We start from the raw sequence: 16519 nt of genomic DNA, 5'->3' as shown, positions 1-16519 counted from the left end.
GTTCAACGTTCTATTTGAGCAACAACGCGCCTTCGATCGGCACATAGCGGCTGGCGGCGCGTATCAGCGAGTTGGCGGTCAGCCCCGGCACGCCGTAGGCCACCGCTTGCACGCCATGTTTGTGGATGATGCGCTCGAGCAGCATGTCGAAATCTCCGTCGCCGGAAGCCAGCACCACTTCGTCGACGTGGTCGGCGGCGTCCATGATGTCGAGGGTGATGCCCACGTCCCAGTCGCCCTTGGCCGAACCGTCGCTGCGCTGGATATAGGGCTTGAGCTTCACGGTAAAGCCGAGGTTGCGCAGGATCTGCTGGAACTGCTGCTGCTTGCTGTCGCCACGGTCGATGGCGTAGGCGTACGCCTCGACGATCTGCCCATGAGCGCTGATATCAGCCCACAGCGCCGCGTAGTTGAAGTGGCAGCCGTAGGCCTGGCGCACGGTGTAATAGAGGTTTTGCACATCGGCGAACACTGCAATTTTCTTCACCGCACTTCCTCACTGACCGCCAGGCGCCAGCGCCCGGAAAGGTTGCCAGTATGCCAGCCATGGGGAGGTTTCCGGGAAAAAATCAGACCGGGGCGACGCAGCGCCCCGGGTCGAGCGGGTCAGACGAAGGAATCGTCGTCGTCAAAGGCGGAGGAGTCGTCGGAGTAATCACTGTCGGCCACGCTGTCCGTGTTATTGCCGCCCCAGTTGTCATTACCGGCGAACTTCTGGTCATCGTTGCCCCAACCACCTTGATCACTGGCCGGCGCCGGTTGTTCGATGATCTCTTCCACCACCTGCGGTTGCTGGTTGTGATGAAACAGGCTGCTGATGCCCTCGGCGAGCAATACACCACCGGCCACACCGGCCGCTGTTTTCATCGCCCCACCGAGGAACCCGCTGCCGGCTGGCGCGGCGGCAGCCGATTGTGGCGGCGCTTGATAATTTTGCTGCGGCGCCGGCTGATTGAACGATGGCCGCGCCGGCTCACGCCAACCGCCGCCCGAATTACCCGGCGCAGGCTGCGCATCGCGTGAACCACCGCCAAAGATGCTCGACAGGAAACCACCGCCGCTGGCCGGCGCCGCGGGTGCGGACGTGGACTTGGCGCGCTGCAATTCTTCCTGCAATTGCTGGATCTGCTGGGCCTGCTGCTTGTTCTGCGCATCCAAACTCTGCAGCGCATGCTCCTGCACCAGCAACGACTGGGTCATGTAATAGCCGGCGGCCGGTTGGCGAGTCATGTGTTCCTTGATCCGCGCTTCGGCCTGGGCGTCGCGGGGGGCTGAGTCCGTCTCGGCTTGCTGCAACCGTGAAAACAGTCCATCGATCAGGGTTTGTTCTTCGCTGTTCATGGCGACCTCGTTAGATTGCCGGTAAAAATCAGGGTCCCGCCTGACATCAGGCAAGGTACGCCCTAGTTATGGGGCTGTTACCAATTGTTTCAATGGTCTTTACTCAAGGTTTACGTTTGCTTGCGCAGGCCGGCTATCGGTTAAAGTGTGCCCCTGCTTTTCGGCCTGTGATGACTCTGATGAATCCGTTAGACGTGCTGCGCGACTCCTTCCGCTTTACCCTGCGCAACCTGGGCGCCATCGTCCAGCTGTGCCTGCCGCTGGTGATCCTCGAAGCCCTGTTGCAACAGGTGCTCGACCACATGCTGGGCCCGGAGGCCTTCAGCGGTTACAGCGTGGTGGTGGGATTGCTGGTGTATCCGTTGTACACCGGCGCCCTGATCCTGTTCCTCGACGCCCGCACCCGGGGCGAATCGCCACGTACCCGGGATGTGTGGGCCCTGGCCCTGGCCATGTGGCCGCGCTTCGCCCTGTTGACCGCCATGAGCACGCTGCTGATTCTGCTCGGGCTGTCGTTGTATTTCCTGCCGGGCCTGTGGCTGATGGTGGTCCTGGCGTTTGCCGAGTACCTGCTGGTATTGCGCGGCCTGTCGGCGCTTGAAGCGATGAAGGAAAGCCTGCGCCTGACCCGTGGGCATTTCTGGCGCATCCTGGTGTGTCTGCTGTGCGTGATGACCCCGCTGTGGCTGCTCAAGGGCGCCAGCGTGGCGGCGTATCCCGAACCCGCGCCGCTGCTGGGGCTGTTGATGGACAGCGCCCACAGTTTCCTGCAACTGTTTACCAGTGTGGTGCTGTTCCGTTTATTCATGTTGATCGGTGGCGACGCCGACGCGCGGTGATATGCTCCGTGCCTCTTCTGAAACGCACATAAGCCGAGCCGATGACCCGTTTATTGCGCATCACCCTGTTGAGCCTGCTAATGATTGCAGGCCTGTTGGCGGCCCTGATCTACAGCCTGACCTGGCGCCCGGCCGACAAGGAAACCCTGCCGGTCAGTTGCGTGGCGCCGCGCGCGCCGACCCTGCTGCCGGGGCAGGCGCTCAAGGTGATGACCTGGAACGTGCAATACCTGGCCGGCAAGAACTACGTGTTCTGGTACGACCCCCCCGACGGCAGCGGCCCGGATGAACGCCCCACGGTCGAGGACATGGCCTTCAGCCTCGACGAAGTGGCGCGGGTGATCCGCGACGAACAGCCTGACCTTCTGCTGTTGCAGGAAATCGACGAAGGCGCCAAGCCCTCCCATTACCAGGATCAGCTCGCGCTGTTGCAGGAGCGGCTGGTCGACCTCTACCCCTGCAGCACCCAGGCATTCGACTGGAAAGCCGACTTTGTACCCAGCCTGCCCATCTTCGGCAGCGTCGGACGCAAGCTGGCCACCCTCAGCCGCTACCAGATCGAACACGCCGAGCGCCTGCAACTGCCCACGGCGGATGCCAACGTCATCAGCCGCCAGTTCCAGCCCAGGCCCGCCCTGTTGCTGACTTACCTGCCGTTGAGCGACGGTGGGCAACTGGCGGTGCTCAACACACGCCTGGACGGCGGCATGCCTGGGCGCAGTGCGGTGCAGGAACAGGTGAAGGCCACCGTGAAGTTACTGGATAAACTGGAAGGCCGTGGCACGCCCTGGTTGATCGGCGGGGATTTCAACCTGCTGCCGCTGGGCCAGTTCCTGCGCCTGGATGCGCAAAAACGCGGCCAGTATTCGCCGGACAGTGAGTTGCACCTGTTGTGGGACAAATACCCGATGATCCCGAGCAACAGTGAATCCAGCGGCATCGACCGCAAGCAATGGCTGACGCACTTCCCCAATGATCCAAGCCTTGAGGGGCCGGACCGGACGCTGGATTACCTGTTCTACAGCGCGCGGATCAAGCGGGTGGAGGCCAAGGTCAGGCAGGAAGATACCTTGCGCATCTCCAACCATTTGCCGGTCATCGCCCGGTTCCTGCTGCCGGCCGCGCAATAAAATGTGGGAGGGGGCTTGCTCCCGATGGCAGTGTGTCAGTCAGTACAGCGGTTACTGATACACCGCTATCGGGGGCAAGCCCCCTCCCACAGGGGATTTCCATTGTGGCTATTTTCGGGGTTTGATCCTGGCGGTTGCTTCGGCCACCAGTGGGTCATCCGGCCAGTAGTGCTTGGGGTAGCGCCCCTTCAAATCCTTCTTCACCTCGGCATAGGTGCTGCGCCAGAAGTTGGCCAGGTCCTGCGTGACCTGCACCGGCCGCCGCGCAGGCGACAGCAGGTGCAACTTGACCACCTGGCGCCCGCCGGCAATGCGTGGCGTGTCCGCCAGCCCGAATAACTCCTGCAAGCGCACCGCCAGGATCGGCGGGTGTTCGCTGTAGTCCAGGCGTACCGATGAACCCGACGGCACTTTCACGTGCTGCGGCGCCAGCTCTTCCAGGCGTTGGGGCAGCGGCCAGGGCAACAGGTTGTGCAGGTAGCTGGAAATATCCAGGTTGGCGAAATGGCTCAGGCGCGAGACTTTGCCCAGGTAGGGCATCAGCCAGTGCTCCAGGCCGGCCAGCAAAGCGCTGTCGCTGACGTCGGGCCATTCGCTGGTGTTGCCGGCATCCAGCTGGCGCAGCAACAGCACGCGCGCCTGCCATTGGCGCAGTTCCGGGGTCCAGGGCAACAGCTCCAGGCCTTTACGGCGCACCAGGTTGACCAGTGCCTGACTGCGCGCGGCCTCGTCAAGACCTGTGAGCGGTTCACGGCTGAGCACCAGCTCACCGACCTTGCGCTGGCGTTCGGCGCGCAGCACGCCTTCGCGTTCATCCCAATCCAGCTGGTCGACGTTGCGCACTTGCTCGGCCAGCACCGTGTCGAACAGCGCCGGATCGAAATCCGCCGCCAGGTAGATGCGTTCTTCGCGCTGGCCCTGACGGCTGCCCAGGTCGGCGATCACCAGCCAGGCTTGTTTCATCAAGCTGTCGGCTTCGGCAAACAGCGCGGCGCGCCCATTGGCCAGCCGGTATTCGGCGCCACCGGGGCGACGCTGTTGGGCGACGCGGTCCGGATAAGCCAGTGCCAGCAAGGCGCCGAGCCAGCGCGGGTGATCGGGGTCGGCCACCGGTTGGCTGGCCTTGCCTCTCAGATAACCACGATACTGGCGCGCCAACTGCCTGGCCCGCTGCACCCCGCCTTGGGTGCCGCGCGCACGCTCTTCGCCGGACAACAGCGCCAGGCGACTGTGCAAATCGGCGCCGCCGCCGCGCAGGATATCGCGCTCACCCAACAAGGCGGCGACATCACAGGCCATGGCCGCGAGCCCCAGGTCCTGCCCGCGCAACAGCAAGTGGGCGATACGCGGATGGGCCGGCAATTGGGCCATCTTCCGGCCATGGGCGGTGAGCTTGTCGTCATCCAAGGCGCCGAGGCGCACCAGCAGATCCTGGGCCTGGGCGTAGGCGGCGGTCGGTGGCACATCGAGCCATACCAGTTGCGCGGGCGTCACGCCCCAGCGCGCCAGTTGCAAGGCCAGGCCCGCGAGGTCGGCGGCGAGGATTTCCGCACTGCCGTAGGCGGCCAACCCGTCGTGCTGGTCCTCGGACCACAAGCGATAACACACCCCCGGCTCCAGACGCCCTGCCCGGCCGGCACGCTGGGTGGCGCTGGCGCGGGAGATGCGCTGGGTGTCGAGGCGGGTCATGCCGCTGCCGGGGTCGAAGCGCGGCACCCGCGCCAGCCCGGCATCGATCACCACGCGCACGCCGTTGATGGTCAGGCTGGTCTCGGCAATGTTGGTGGCCAGCACCACTTTGCGTTGACCGACGGGCGCAGGGTCGATGGCGGCGCGCTGGGCATTGAGGTCGAGTTCACCGTGCAGCGGGCACAGCAGCACATCGGGCTGATGACCCAAGGCGTCGGACAGTTGCTGATGGACCCGGCGAATCTCCGCCTGCCCCGGCAGGAACACCAGCACGCTGCCGGTTTCGTCATGCAGGGCTTCAAGAATCGTATTCACCACCCGCGGCTCGATGAATTCCCCGGTCTGGTACGGCCGCCCCCAGCGCATCTGCACCGGGAACATGCGCCCTTCGCTACGCAGGATCGGCGCATTGTCCAGCAGACCGGCCAGGCGCTCGCCTTCGAGGGTGGCAGACATCAGCAGGATTTTCAGTGGCTGCTCGTCACGAAACAGCTCGCGGCCGTTGAGGCTCAGGGCCAGCGCCAGGTCGGCGTCGAGGCTGCGCTCGTGGAATTCGTCAAAGATCAGCAGGCCCACGCCGTCCAGCGCCGGATCGTCTTGCAGGCGACGGGTGAGAATGCCTTCGGTGACCACTTCGATACGCGTGTTGGGGCCGACTTTGCTGTCGAGGCGAATGCGGTAGCCGACGGTTTCACCGACCTTTTCACCCAGCTCGCTGGCCAGGCGTTCGGCAGCGGCCCGCGCGGCGAGGCGCCGGGGTTCGAGCATCAGGATGGTCTGCCCGGCCAGCCACGGTTCGTTCAACAAGGCCAGGGGCACACGGGTGGTTTTACCGGCGCCGGGCGGCGCTTCCAGCACGGCTTCATGGCGAATCGCCAAGGCGTCACGCAGGGCGGGTAAAACATCATCAATCGGCAACGAATTCATACTGGCTCCAAAGCAGAGCGGCGAGTATAACGGCGAACTGCCGGAGGCTGACGCGGGTCTTAAAAACACCCAATGTCCAGACTGTGAATGCAGTCGAGTGTGGGCTGGCTTGCCTGCGATGGCGGCGCTTCAGGGAAGACAGCGGTGACTGTCACACCGCTATCGCAGGCAAGCCAGCCACATTGGATCATCGGCGTCTGGCACATCTGGCTTATAGTCACCCTTACTATGTTCAGGAGACTTTTTCATGCGTATCGCTTCCCGTGTCATCGGCGGCGTCTTGGCCGTCACCCTGCTGAGCCAACTCACCGCCTGCGGTTCGATTTTCTATCCGGATCGGCGCGGCCAGATCGACGGCAAGATCGACCCGGCGATTGCCGTGCTCGATGCGGTCGGCCTGCTGTTCTATGTAATCCCGGGCCTGATCGCGTTTGGCGTCGACTTCGCCACGGGCGCGATCTATTTCGAACCGGGCAAGACCGCCCAGGTCGCGCCGGAAAAACTGCACGAAGCCATCGGCGCCGACGGCAAGGTCGATAACGTCAAGCTGCAGAGCATCATCCAGAAGGAAACCGGCCGCACCTTGCCGCTGGACGACCCGCGCCTGATCCAGTTCAAGGGCAGCGTGCAACAACTGGCGTCCCTGGGCCTGCAACCCGCCGCATAAGGACAGCCCATGACCAGCAGTCCCGAACACGCCAGGCTTCTGCGCCTGGCCACCCGCGCCTCGGTGGGCGTGGCCTGCGCGCTGATCGTCACCAAGGCCATCGCCTGGTGGTTCAGTGGCTCGGTGGCCATGCTCGCCGGGTTGACCGACTCGCTGCTCGACGGCGTGACCTCGTTGCTCAATCTGCTGGCGGTGCACTACGCCCTGCGCCCCGCCGATGATGATCACCGTTACGGTCACGGCAAGGCGGAGTCGCTGTCGGGGATGGCCCAGGCGCTGTTTATCGGCGCCAGTGCGGTGTTGATCGCGTTCCAGGCCTATCAACGCCTGCAGCACCCGGAACCGGTGGGCGCGCCCTGGCTGAGCATTGGCGTGATCTTGTTCTCATTGGTGCTGACCGTGGCGTTGTTGATGCTGCAACACCGGGTGATCCGCGAAACCGGCTCCAACGCGGTGCGCGCCGATTCGCTGCATTACCGCTCCGACCTGATGCTCAACGCCAGCATCCTGGTGGCGTTGGTGCTCGCCGGTTTTGGCTGGCATCAGGTGGACGCCTGGTTCGGCCTGGGGATCGCTGCCTACATCCTGTGGAGCGCCATCCAGATTGCCCGCGAGAGCTTTGCCGTGCTGATGGACGAGGAACTGCCGGCCGATATCAGCCAGCACATGCTGGACCTGGCCCGTGGCGTACCCGGCGTACTGGGTGCCCATGACCTGCGCACGCGAGTGTCCGGCAACCACTGGTTCGTGCAGTTGCACCTGGAATTGCCGGGAGAATTGACGTTGTCCGTGGCCCACGGCATCAGCGACCAGGCCGCCGATGCCATTCACCAGGCCTACCCGAAGGCCGAGGTGCTGGTGCACGCCGACCCGCTGGAAGTGGTCACCGGCGCCAGAGCCTAATACTGGACCTGATAGCCACGACCGCTCAGGCAGTTGCCCTGGGCCTGGCGGTAGGTTTGCACAACGGCAGGGTCGGGGGCGTAGGTGGCGGCCTGCGGGTCGAAGCCGCTTTGCTGCGCGGCCCAGCGATAACAATCGTAACCGTCCTGCTGTACCTGAGCCGGCGACTGCCCATTGGCAGGGTAGGCCACCACGTTATAGCCGTTGCCTTGCGGCGCAGGCGGAGGCACAGGCACTTGCGCCGGCGGTTCCACCACCACGTATTGCTGGGTGTTCTGTTCGTAGGCGTAGTAGGCGCCAGCCGCCAGAAACAATAGCGAACCGCCCACCCAGACTTCACGCGCGTAGTCCGGCAAATACTGCACACGGATACCATACGGCGGCCTCACCACCACATAGCGCGGGCCTTGCGGACGGTACCAGTAGCCGCCGGAGAAAAAGTAATCCTGGCCGCGATACGGCACGCGGTAATTGCGCTCCGGGAAGCGGTCGACGATATAGCCTGGGCGATACTGCGGGCCCGGGCCCCAGCCGTTGCCATGCCCGTCGGGGCGGCCAGGCCAGCGGTTATCCCAACGGTTATCATTGGGATGACCATTGTAGCCGGGGCGCGAACCCGGACCGCCAGCCTCCCAGTGCCGGTTGTCGTCATTGCGCCGGGGAATGTCGCGGTAGTAACCCTGGCGCGATTCCTGGGTCTGGCGCACGGTATCGGGCCGGCCCTGGATCGGCAGGTTGTTCGACGGCTGCGGTTGTGGCCGCCCCGGTTCATTGACCGGCGGTCGCCCTTGCCATTGATCGCCGCCATTGTGGCCGCCGCGATCAACCTGCGGGGCCTGCGGGCGCGGCTGGTTACTCTCCGGGCGACCTGCGCCTTCCGGCCCCCGCTCATGCTGGCCACCGCCCTGTGGCCGCGGCCCCTGGCCCGGTGAGTTATCGCGCTCGTCGGCCATTACCTGCGTGCTGACGCTGACCACCAGCAAACCAACACCTGCCATACGCCAGATGCGCTTCATGCTTTTCCTCACTGCGGGTTAGGGCTTGTTCATGAGACTGGGAAAGCCTCGCCCGGTTCTGAGACAGGTTATCAGTCACGAGAACTATTTTCTTGAACGCAAAAGAAAAGGGGTGACCCGTCGGCCACCCCTTAAGAATTTCGTCCTGGCTCAACGCTTTTGACGTTGGCTCACCTCACGCTGTCTTGTGGACAGTGTGCAGCCTGGAGGCCGGCTCAACCCTGCTGGGGTGGCGGCCGCAGCGGGCCTGATTGGGCGGGCTGCAGTGGACTGTTGTCCAGGCGGTGATTCTGTTGATAAAGATACAGGCACCCGCCCGACGGATGATTGCGAAGATTGCGTCAATAAACAGTGCTTGCGCAATTTTTAACCCTTCATGGATAATTCACCGCAATAGTTACGACAAAGGCTAACCCAATGAGCAAGCTTGACCGATACGACCTGAGTATTTTGGCGGAATTGCAGCGTGACGCGCGGATCTCCAACCAGGAGTTGGCCGAGCGTATCGGCCTGTCGCCTTCGCCCTGCTCGCGCCGGGTCAAGCAATTGGAAGACGACGGCTACATCGCCCGCCAGGTCGCGCTGCTCGACCGCAAGATGCTTGGCCTGAGCCTCACGGCCTATGTGCTGATCGGTATGGACCGGCATACACCGGAACGTTTCGAGAATTTCGAAGCGGCCATCCGCACCTTGCCCCAGGTGCTGGAATGCAGCCTGGTGACCGGGATGGACGCCGACTATCAGTTGAAGGTGGTGGTGCCGGACATGGATCACTACCAGAAGCTGTTGCTGGGGCATCTGACCCGGATTGAAGGCGTGACCAGCGTGCGTTCCAGCTTTGTGCTCAACCAGGTGCTCAACAGCACCGAACTGCCCCTGACCCACCTGCGCACTTAAGATCAATGAAGGTCAAATGTGGGAGGGGGCTTGCTTGTTGTAGGAGCGAGCTTGCTCGCGAAAAACTCACAGGCACCGCGTTCATTCAGAAAGCACGCGTTGTCGTTGACGTTTTTCGCGAGCAAGCTCGCTCCTACAGAATCAGGGAAAGCCCTCCTACCACATTTGGATTGCACTTCGATCCAGGTCAATGTTGTGCCGGTGACGCTGCCGTATACTTCCCGCCTGCCTTTGTAGGAAGCGCCCATGAACAACATCGACCCCGCCCTGTTCGAAGAATGGATGATGACCGGCCTGGTCACCCTGCTGATTATCTTCATGGGCTTTATCGTCTGGGACCTGGCGAAGAAATCCAAGGCCGGGCGCTTTGGCTCGTTCATTCTGTTTTTCGTGCTGGGCCTGGGCGTGGCCGCGTTCATCATCAAGAGCGTGGTGATTGGGCTGATCGAGTCCGGCGCCTTATAAACGTGCCGGCACGGCCTTCCATTGGCCCTGATCGAGGCCGTCGATCGACCAGTCACCAATCCGCACGCGCACCAGGCGCAACGTCGGCAAGCCCACTGCCGCGGTCATGCGCCGCACCTGGCGATTACGCCCTTCACGAATCACCAGCTCCAGCCAGTGAGTGGGCACGATTTTGCGAAAGCGCACGGGCGGGTTGCGCGGCCATAATTCGGGTTCTTCCAACTGCCGCGCCTCGGCGGGCAAGGTCATGCCGTCGTTGAGCTCCACGCCGTCGCGCAGGCGTTGCAGTTGTTCTTCGGTCGGTTCGCCTTCGACTTGCACCCAGTAGGTTTTTGCCAGCTTGTGTTTGGGATCGGCAATGCGCGCCTGCAACTGGCCATCATTGGTCAGCAACAACAGACCTTCGCTGTCACGGTCCAGGCGGCCGGCCGGGTAGATACCGGGGATATCGATAAAATCCTTGAGGGTCGCGCGCCCGCCTTCGTCACTGAACTGGGTCAGCACATCGAAAGGCTTGTTGAACAGGATCAGCTTCGGCTCGGCCGGCGGCGCCTTGGCGACACGGCGCGGGCCTGCATGCGGGGGTTTCACGCCGGGGCGGCGCGCATCGGGACGGGTGGGACGGGACATGGCAACGGGACATCTAACGGTCAGGACCGACAATGCTAGTGGCCTGACCGCTAAATGACCATCCCCACCGCTTAGCGGAACGGCGGTTCGTCGAAGCTGCGCAGTTTGCGCGAGTGCAGCGAGTTGAGTTCGGTGCGCAGCAGGTCGACGGCCTCGATGCCGATCTTCAAGTGCTGGCTGACGGCGCGCTCGTAGAACGCGTTGGCCGAACCCGGCAGCTTGATCTCGCTGTGCAGCGGCTTGTCCGACACACACAACAACGTGCCGTACGGCACACGCAACCGGTAACCCTGGGCGGCAATGGTGCCGCTTTCCATGTCCACCGCCACGGCGCGGGACAGGTTGATCAGCGGCCGTTCCTGGGCCCAGCGCAGTTCCCAGTTGCGGTCGTCGTAGGTCAATACGGTGCCGGTGCGCAGGCGTTTTTTCAGTTCGTCGCCTTTTTCGCCGGTGACTTTAGCCGCTGCTTGCTGAAGCGCCAGTTGCACTTCGGCCAGGGCCGGGATCGGGATGTTCGGCGGTACCACGCGGTCGAGAATCCCGTCGCGACGCATATAGGCGTGGGCCAGTACGTAGTCGCCGATGGTCTGGGATTGGCGCAGGCCGCCGCAGTGCCCGATCATCAGCCAGCAATGCGGGCGCAGCACGGCCAGGTGGTCGGTGATGTTCTTGGCGTTGGAGGGGCCCACGCCGATATTCACCAGGGTCACGCCATGGCCGTCAGTGGCCTGCAGGTGATAGGCCGGCATCTGGTAGCGATGCCAGACCACGCCCGCGGCAATCGCCGACGCTTCGCCGTGGTCCATGCTCTTGTCGATCACCACGTTGCCCGGCAGCACCATGCGGATAAAGCGTGGGTCGCTGCGCAGTTGCTCCAGGCCGTGCACGATGAACTGGTCAACATAGCGGTGATAGTTGGTCAGCAGAATCCACGGCTGCACATGGCGCCAGTCGCTGCCGGTGTAGTGCACCAGGCGGCGCAGGGAAAAGTCCACGCGCGCCGCGTCGAACAGGGCCAGGGGCAGCGGGTCGGTGTTTTCCCAGTCATAGAGACCGTCGGCGATGCCATCGGTGGCGGCGGACAAGTCGGTGCTGGGGAACACGCGGGCCAGGGTCGCGGCGGTTACGCCGGAACCGGCCAGTTCGTCGCCCTGCTCCACCACATACGGGTACGGAATGTTCTGCTGGCTGACGCCCACTTCCACCGTCACAGTGAAGTCGTGCATCAGCGGCACCAGTTGCTCCAGCAGGTACTTACGGAAAGCCGCCGGATGGGTGACGGTAACGCTGTAGGTCCCCGGCAGTTGCACCTTGGCATAGGCCCGGGTGGTCTGTGGGACTTCGCCGTGGCAATGGTAGGTCAGGCGCAGTTCCGGATAGCGAAACAGCGCGCGTTGTTCGGCGTCGGGTTCGACGCGGTCCTTGAGGTATTGCTTGAGGGCTTGATTGAGCGCGCCAGTCGCACGCTCATGCAGGGCCGCCAGCCGATCCACGGCTTCTTCAGCGGTTTGAACGACAACAAAAGCTTCGGTCACGGTAAGCATCCTGTGTTCTGGACTTGCAGGCCTTTATCTTGCCTGTATCCAGGCTTCACTGAAACAGTCGGATTGGAATGCTGTTAATAATGTGGGAGGGGGCTTGCCCCCGATAGCTGAGTATCAGCCACCAGATGTATTGGCTGACACACCGCTATCGGGGGCAAGCCCCCTCCCACACTTGACCGCGTTTATTCAAGGAGATGGCGGGGTTGAACGGGCGACAAGCGCTTCCACATCCACCCCACGCGGCAAGGCGCCGTAGACCCGACCGGACGACGCCCCCAACCGACTGGCCACAAACCCATCGCTGACCGCCGCATTACCGGCCTCCAGCAGCAGCTTGGCCTGCAACGCCAGGGCGATATCCTCGGTGAGCTGGCGGGCGCGGTATTGAATATCCTGGGTGTCCATAAACGCTGACTTCAACTGTTCGATGTGCCGCGCCAATTGCCGGTCCCCATGCCCGTCACCCAGCTCGACAAACAACGCCTCCAGCACACCCGGTTCCTTGGACAATGCCCGCAGCACGTCCAGGCATTGCACGTTGCCGGAACCTTCCCACGTCGAATTCACCGGTGCCTCACGGTACAGACGCGGCAGGATGCTGTCCTCGACATAACCCGCACCGCCCATGCATTCAGCGGCTTCGTTGATCATGGCCGGCGCCCGTTTGCAGATCCAATACTTGCCCACCGCCGTCACCAGCCGGGCGAACTTGGCTTCCTGCTCATCCTCCAGGTGATCCAGCGCCCGGCCCATGCGCAGGCTCAAGGCCAGGGCCGCCTCGCTCTCCAGGGCCAGGTCGGCGAGCACGTTCTGCATCAGCGGTTGTTCGCTCAGCACGCGGCCACCGACCGAGCGATGGGCGCAGTGATGGCTCGCCTGGGTCAATGCCTGGCGCATCAACGCGCTGGAACCGACCATGCAATCGAAGCGGGTCATGGCGACCATCTCGATGATGGTCGGCACGCCGCGCCCCTCTTCACCGATCATCCAGGCCAGGGCGCCGCGAAACTCCACTTCACTGGAGGCGTTGGAGCAATTGCCGAGTTTGTTCTTCAACCGCTGGATGTAGAACTCGTTGCGCGTGTCATCCGGGCGATGCCGGGGCAACAGAAAACAACTCAGGCCCTTGTCGGTCTGGGCCAGGGTGAGGAACCCGTCGCACATCGGCGCCGAGCAGAACCATTTGTGGCCGACCAGTTCATAGCCCTGCCCCGGACCGCCCGCTCCCACCGGGTAGGCGCGGGTGGTGTTGGCGCGCACGTCGGTGCCGCCCTGTTTTTCGGTCATGGCCATGCCGATTGTGGCACCGCTCTTGTGGGCAATGCCGACATTGCGCGGGTCGTATTGGGTGCTGAGAATCTTCGGCAGCCAGAGGTCCGCCAGCTCGGGTTGCAGGCGCAGGGCCGGGACGCAGGCGAAGGTCATGGTCAGCGGGCAACCGCTGCCGGCTTCGGCCTGGGTGTGCAGATAAGTCATGGCGGCGCGCGCCACGTGGGCGCCGGATTGCGGATCGGTCCACGGCAGCGACGGCAGGCCATGCTCGACGGCGGTGCGCAGCAGTTCGTGGTAGGCCGGGTGAAACTCCACCAGGTCAATCCGGTGACCATAACGGTCATGGCTGCTGAACAGCGGCTTGTTCTGATTGGCCAGGAAGCCGGCTTCCATCAGCGGCCCGCCGGCCAATGCACCATAGGCATCGATACGCGACTCGGCCCAGCCGGCGCCAAAGCGACGCGCCCACTCTTGCAGGGGCAGGTCGATGCGATACAGGTTGGTACCGTCCAGGGACGGGGGCTGGTTGGTGACGTCGTGGGTTTCGGCAAACCGGTGCAGGTTCATGACGGGCCTCCTGGAAAAAGGCCACGTCATCGAGGCCTTGATTTCAGTTAAGCACCGTCACCGGCGTTAAAAAAGTGGCATACGCGCCGAATGCACGGCGCTTTCGCCCTCTTGCGGACACAGCACAAGGCGCTCCAGCGTGGCCTGCAAGGCTTCGAAACGCACCGGCTTGGCCAGGTGCTCGCTCATGCCGATGCCATGGCAGCGCTCACGGTCTGTGACATTAAGTGCAGCGCTCATGCCAATCACCGGTAACTCACCGCAGCCCGGCAAGGCACGAATCTGGCAGCACAACGAGAAGCCGCCCTCAGGCACATCCAATATCACCGCATCGAACCTGTGCTCCTGCAAGGTCGTCAGTGCAGCCGGGCCGCCATCCACGGCTTTGACCCGGTAACCCAGTTTGAGCAGCATGCCCCGCACCGCCAGTTGCACCACGCTGTTGTCGTCCACCAGCAGCACCGTGCACTCCTGCGGCGCGCGTTGTGCAGGACGCGACTGCCCGGCCGGCTTGGGCTCCGGCGGCATCGGCTTGACGTCCACTTCCAGCTGGAAGCGACTGCCCTTGCGTGGCTCCGAATGGTGGGTGAGACGCCCGCCCACCAACTCGATCAACTGCCGGCAAATCGCCAGGCCGATGCCCAATCCACCGTACTCGCGGGTCATCGAACCGTCGAGCTGGAAGAAGCGTTGGTACAGCGTGGCTTCGTCAAGGAAGGCGAAGCCGATACCGGTGTCGGTCACGATAAAGCTCAGGTGCAAGCCGCCATCGGCTTGGGGGATGCCCACCACGCGCAGGCGCACCGCGCCGTGGTGGGTGAATTTGAAGGCGTTGTCCAGCAGGCAATCCAGGCACTGAATCAGTTTGTCGGCGTCGCCGATCACGCGGTCCGGCACGGCATCGGCGACGTCAATGGAAAACTCCAGGCCCTTGGCCTGGGCGCTGGGGGTGAACTGTTGGCGCAAGGTTTCCAGCGCGCCGCGCAGGCCGAAGGCCTGGGGCTGCGCAACCAGGCGGCCGGCCTGCAATTCGGTCAGGGTGAGAATGCCGTTGACCATGCGCATCATGTCCCGCGCCGAACCGGCGGCGGTTTGCTGGTACTGCGCCAGGTCGTCGCCCAGGGATTCGGTTTGCATCAGTTCAAGGGAGCCGATCACGCCGTTCATCGGCGTGCGTAACTCATGGGTCAAGGTGGCGAGAAATTCATCCTTGAGCCGGTTGCTGCGGGCCAGTTGCTGGTTGAGCACTTCGAGCTTCTGGCTGGCATCGAACAGGATCTGCGCCTGCTGCTCGCGCATACCGTTGATGCGGTCGGCCAGGGCCAGGGACAGCAGCGCGACTTCAATGGCCGAGCCGATCTGGCTGGCATACATCGTGAGAAAGACGTTGGGCAAGTAGCCCAGCACCATCAGCGTATTGACCACGCCTCCGAGTAAAAACGCCGACCAGGCAATGATGAAATAACGCGCCATGCGCTGGCCGCAATACCAGGCTTTGATCGCGGTCACGAAGATGGTCACGGTGAATACCAATGCCAGGCCGGTGGCCAGGCGCAGGGCCACCGCGTAGCTGGTCAACAGCGCCAGCGCCATGACCAGCCCGCCACAGGCGGCCAGCGCCAGCAGGATGCGGTCGAGCCAGCGGCTGTGTTGCGCGGTGTGCAGGAAACTGCGCGCGAACAGGCTGCCGAACAAGGCGGCCGCGCCGATCAGAAACGGCACCGCCGCATTCGCCCACCACGGGTTGTTCGGCCAGAAGTATTCCACCGCCACGCCATTGACCGAGAGTTGGTACAGGCCAAACGAGGCGATGTAGAGGATGTAATAAAGGTAGCTGGTGTCGCGCACGCTCAAATAAATGAACAGGTTGTAAATCAGCATACCCAGCAACACGCCGTAGATAGCACCCAGTACATACAGGCGCAGCGGCTGCTCTTCCATATAGGCGGTGCCGGCCCAGAGGGTCAACGGCGCCTGGATCGAGCCCTGGCTTTGCAAGCGCAGGTAGACCGTCTGCCGCTGGTCGGGCACGAAGTTGAGCTTGAACAGGTAGTTGCTCTGGCGCACCTCGCGGCTGGAAAACGGTAACGCGCTGCCGGTGCGGGTGGTGAGGCGATAAGTGCCGGTGCCGTCGTTCTGGTACAGATCCAGGCGATTGAGCGGCGGGTAAGCCAGCTCCAGAAACCAGCTGCGCGGGGAGCGCGGGTCAACGGCGGTGTAATGCAGGTTGACCTTCAGCCAGAACACCGAGTGCGAATAACCGGCATTGAGGGTGGCTTTGTCATGGGTCTTGAATTGAGCGGCGTAGGCCGGGGAGCTGACATCGGCAATGGTGAGGGCGCCGGTGGGGTCTTCGAGCACTTGCATGACCCGGCCCAACGGCAGGCTTCGGGTGCTCTGATTGAACTCGACGGCGCCCGCCAGCAGCGGCAGCCCGCACAATAATAAAATCAGCAAATAGCGCATAGAGCCCCAGCGTGGCCTGACCGGTTATGGCAAAAAGCTCCCCCATTCCTTTTGAGAAGACGTACACCGGCAATACAGTAAGGTGTTTGGATCCACTCTAGCATAGCCGGTAAAGGCCATTGGACACCATTGGAACTATTTTTCGGATGGCCCTGGAACGTGGCTT

At 63.1% G+C, this 16519-nt stretch carries 14 protein-coding genes; 6 read left to right on the top strand and 8 right to left on the bottom strand.

Going from position 1 to position 16519, the window contains the following annotated elements; all coding sequences use genetic code 11:
• Positions 1 to 10: 10 nt before the first annotated feature.
• Together TU82_RS19905 and TU82_RS19900 are read right to left on the bottom strand one after the other, a co-directional pair.
• Complete coding sequence (locus TU82_RS19905) at positions 11 to 487, bottom strand: LabA-like NYN domain-containing protein (protein WP_057724933.1); 477 nt, start codon at positions 485 to 487, stop codon at positions 11 to 13.
• Positions 488 to 606: 119 nt separating this feature from the next.
• Complete coding sequence (locus tag TU82_RS19900; protein WP_057724932.1) at positions 607 to 1341, bottom strand: DUF2076 domain-containing protein; 735 nt, start codon at positions 1339 to 1341, stop codon at positions 607 to 609.
• A gap of 179 nt (positions 1342 to 1520) precedes the next feature.
• Here TU82_RS19900 and TU82_RS19895 point away from each other — a divergent pair, with 179 nt between their 5' ends.
• Together TU82_RS19895 and TU82_RS19890 are read left to right on the top strand one after the other, a co-directional pair.
• On the top strand, positions 1521 to 2180 hold the full coding sequence (locus tag TU82_RS19895; RefSeq protein ID WP_057724931.1) for a YciC family protein: 660 nt from the start codon (positions 1521 to 1523) through the stop codon (positions 2178 to 2180).
• A 41-nt stretch (positions 2181 to 2221) separates the two neighbouring features.
• Complete coding sequence (locus TU82_RS19890) at positions 2222 to 3310, top strand: endonuclease/exonuclease/phosphatase family protein (RefSeq protein WP_057724930.1); 1089 nt, start codon at positions 2222 to 2224, stop codon at positions 3308 to 3310.
• Between the two features lie 108 nt (positions 3311 to 3418).
• On the opposite strand, the gene hrpB is transcribed toward TU82_RS19890, so the two are convergent.
• Positions 3419 to 5926: an ATP-dependent helicase HrpB gene (gene hrpB, locus TU82_RS19885; RefSeq protein ID WP_057724929.1), complete on the bottom strand. Its 2508-nt coding sequence runs from the start codon at positions 5924 to 5926 to the stop codon at positions 3419 to 3421.
• A 247-nt stretch (positions 5927 to 6173) separates the two neighbouring features.
• Between hrpB and TU82_RS19880 the strand changes: the two genes are divergently transcribed.
• Complete coding sequence (locus TU82_RS19880) at positions 6174 to 6593, top strand: hypothetical protein (RefSeq protein ID WP_057724928.1); 420 nt, start codon at positions 6174 to 6176, stop codon at positions 6591 to 6593.
• Positions 6594 to 6602: 9 nt separating this feature from the next.
• Positions 6603 to 7496 carry a cation diffusion facilitator family transporter gene (locus TU82_RS19875; RefSeq protein ID WP_057724927.1) on the top strand — a complete coding sequence of 298 codons (894 nt, stop codon included), beginning with the start codon at positions 6603 to 6605 and terminating at the stop codon, positions 7494 to 7496.
• Here the strand turns inward: TU82_RS19875 and TU82_RS19870 are convergent.
• Entirely contained in the window at positions 7493 to 8512 is a 1020-nt protein-coding gene (locus TU82_RS19870) for a DUF6515 family protein (RefSeq protein ID WP_057724926.1), read from the bottom strand. The genes TU82_RS19875 and TU82_RS19870 overlap by 4 nt on opposite strands.
• A gap of 417 nt (positions 8513 to 8929) precedes the next feature.
• Here TU82_RS19870 and TU82_RS19865 point away from each other — a divergent pair, with 417 nt between their 5' ends.
• Both TU82_RS19865 and TU82_RS19860 read left to right on the top strand, forming a co-directional pair.
• On the top strand, positions 8930 to 9409 hold the full coding sequence (locus TU82_RS19865; RefSeq protein WP_003194418.1) for an Lrp/AsnC family transcriptional regulator: 480 nt from the start codon (positions 8930 to 8932) through the stop codon (positions 9407 to 9409).
• A 255-nt stretch (positions 9410 to 9664) separates the two neighbouring features.
• A complete protein-coding gene (locus TU82_RS19860) occupies positions 9665 to 9874 on the top strand; it encodes a DUF2788 domain-containing protein (RefSeq protein WP_025858220.1) in 210 nt (69 codons plus the stop codon).
• On the opposite strand, the gene TU82_RS19855 is transcribed toward TU82_RS19860, so the two are convergent.
• The 4 genes from TU82_RS19855 to TU82_RS19840 all read right to left on the bottom strand — a co-directional run bounded on the left by TU82_RS19855 (position 9869) and on the right by TU82_RS19840 (position 16353).
• Positions 9869 to 10504 carry a pseudouridine synthase gene (locus tag TU82_RS19855; protein ID WP_057724925.1) on the bottom strand — a complete coding sequence of 212 codons (636 nt, stop codon included), beginning with the start codon at positions 10502 to 10504 and terminating at the stop codon, positions 9869 to 9871. The two genes, TU82_RS19860 and TU82_RS19855, sit on opposite strands and share 6 nt — an antisense overlap.
• A gap of 71 nt (positions 10505 to 10575) precedes the next feature.
• On the bottom strand, positions 10576 to 12048 hold the full coding sequence (gene amn, locus TU82_RS19850; protein ID WP_162276151.1) for an AMP nucleosidase: 1473 nt from the start codon (positions 12046 to 12048) through the stop codon (positions 10576 to 10578).
• Positions 12049 to 12234: 186 nt separating this feature from the next.
• Complete coding sequence (locus TU82_RS19845) at positions 12235 to 13887, bottom strand: acyl-CoA dehydrogenase family protein (protein ID WP_057724924.1); 1653 nt, start codon at positions 13885 to 13887, stop codon at positions 12235 to 12237.
• 66 nt (positions 13888 to 13953) lie between these two features.
• On the bottom strand, positions 13954 to 16353 hold the full coding sequence (locus TU82_RS19840; RefSeq protein ID WP_057724923.1) for a hybrid sensor histidine kinase/response regulator: 2400 nt from the start codon (positions 16351 to 16353) through the stop codon (positions 13954 to 13956).
• Positions 16354 to 16519 lie beyond the last annotated feature (166 nt).

Source organism: Pseudomonas orientalis (assembly GCF_001439815.1).
GTDB classification, from domain to species: Bacteria; Pseudomonadota; Gammaproteobacteria; order Pseudomonadales; family Pseudomonadaceae; genus Aquipseudomonas; species Aquipseudomonas orientalis.
Note: the sequence above shows the minus strand (reverse complement) of the source record. Positions and strands in the feature narration are given on the sequence as shown.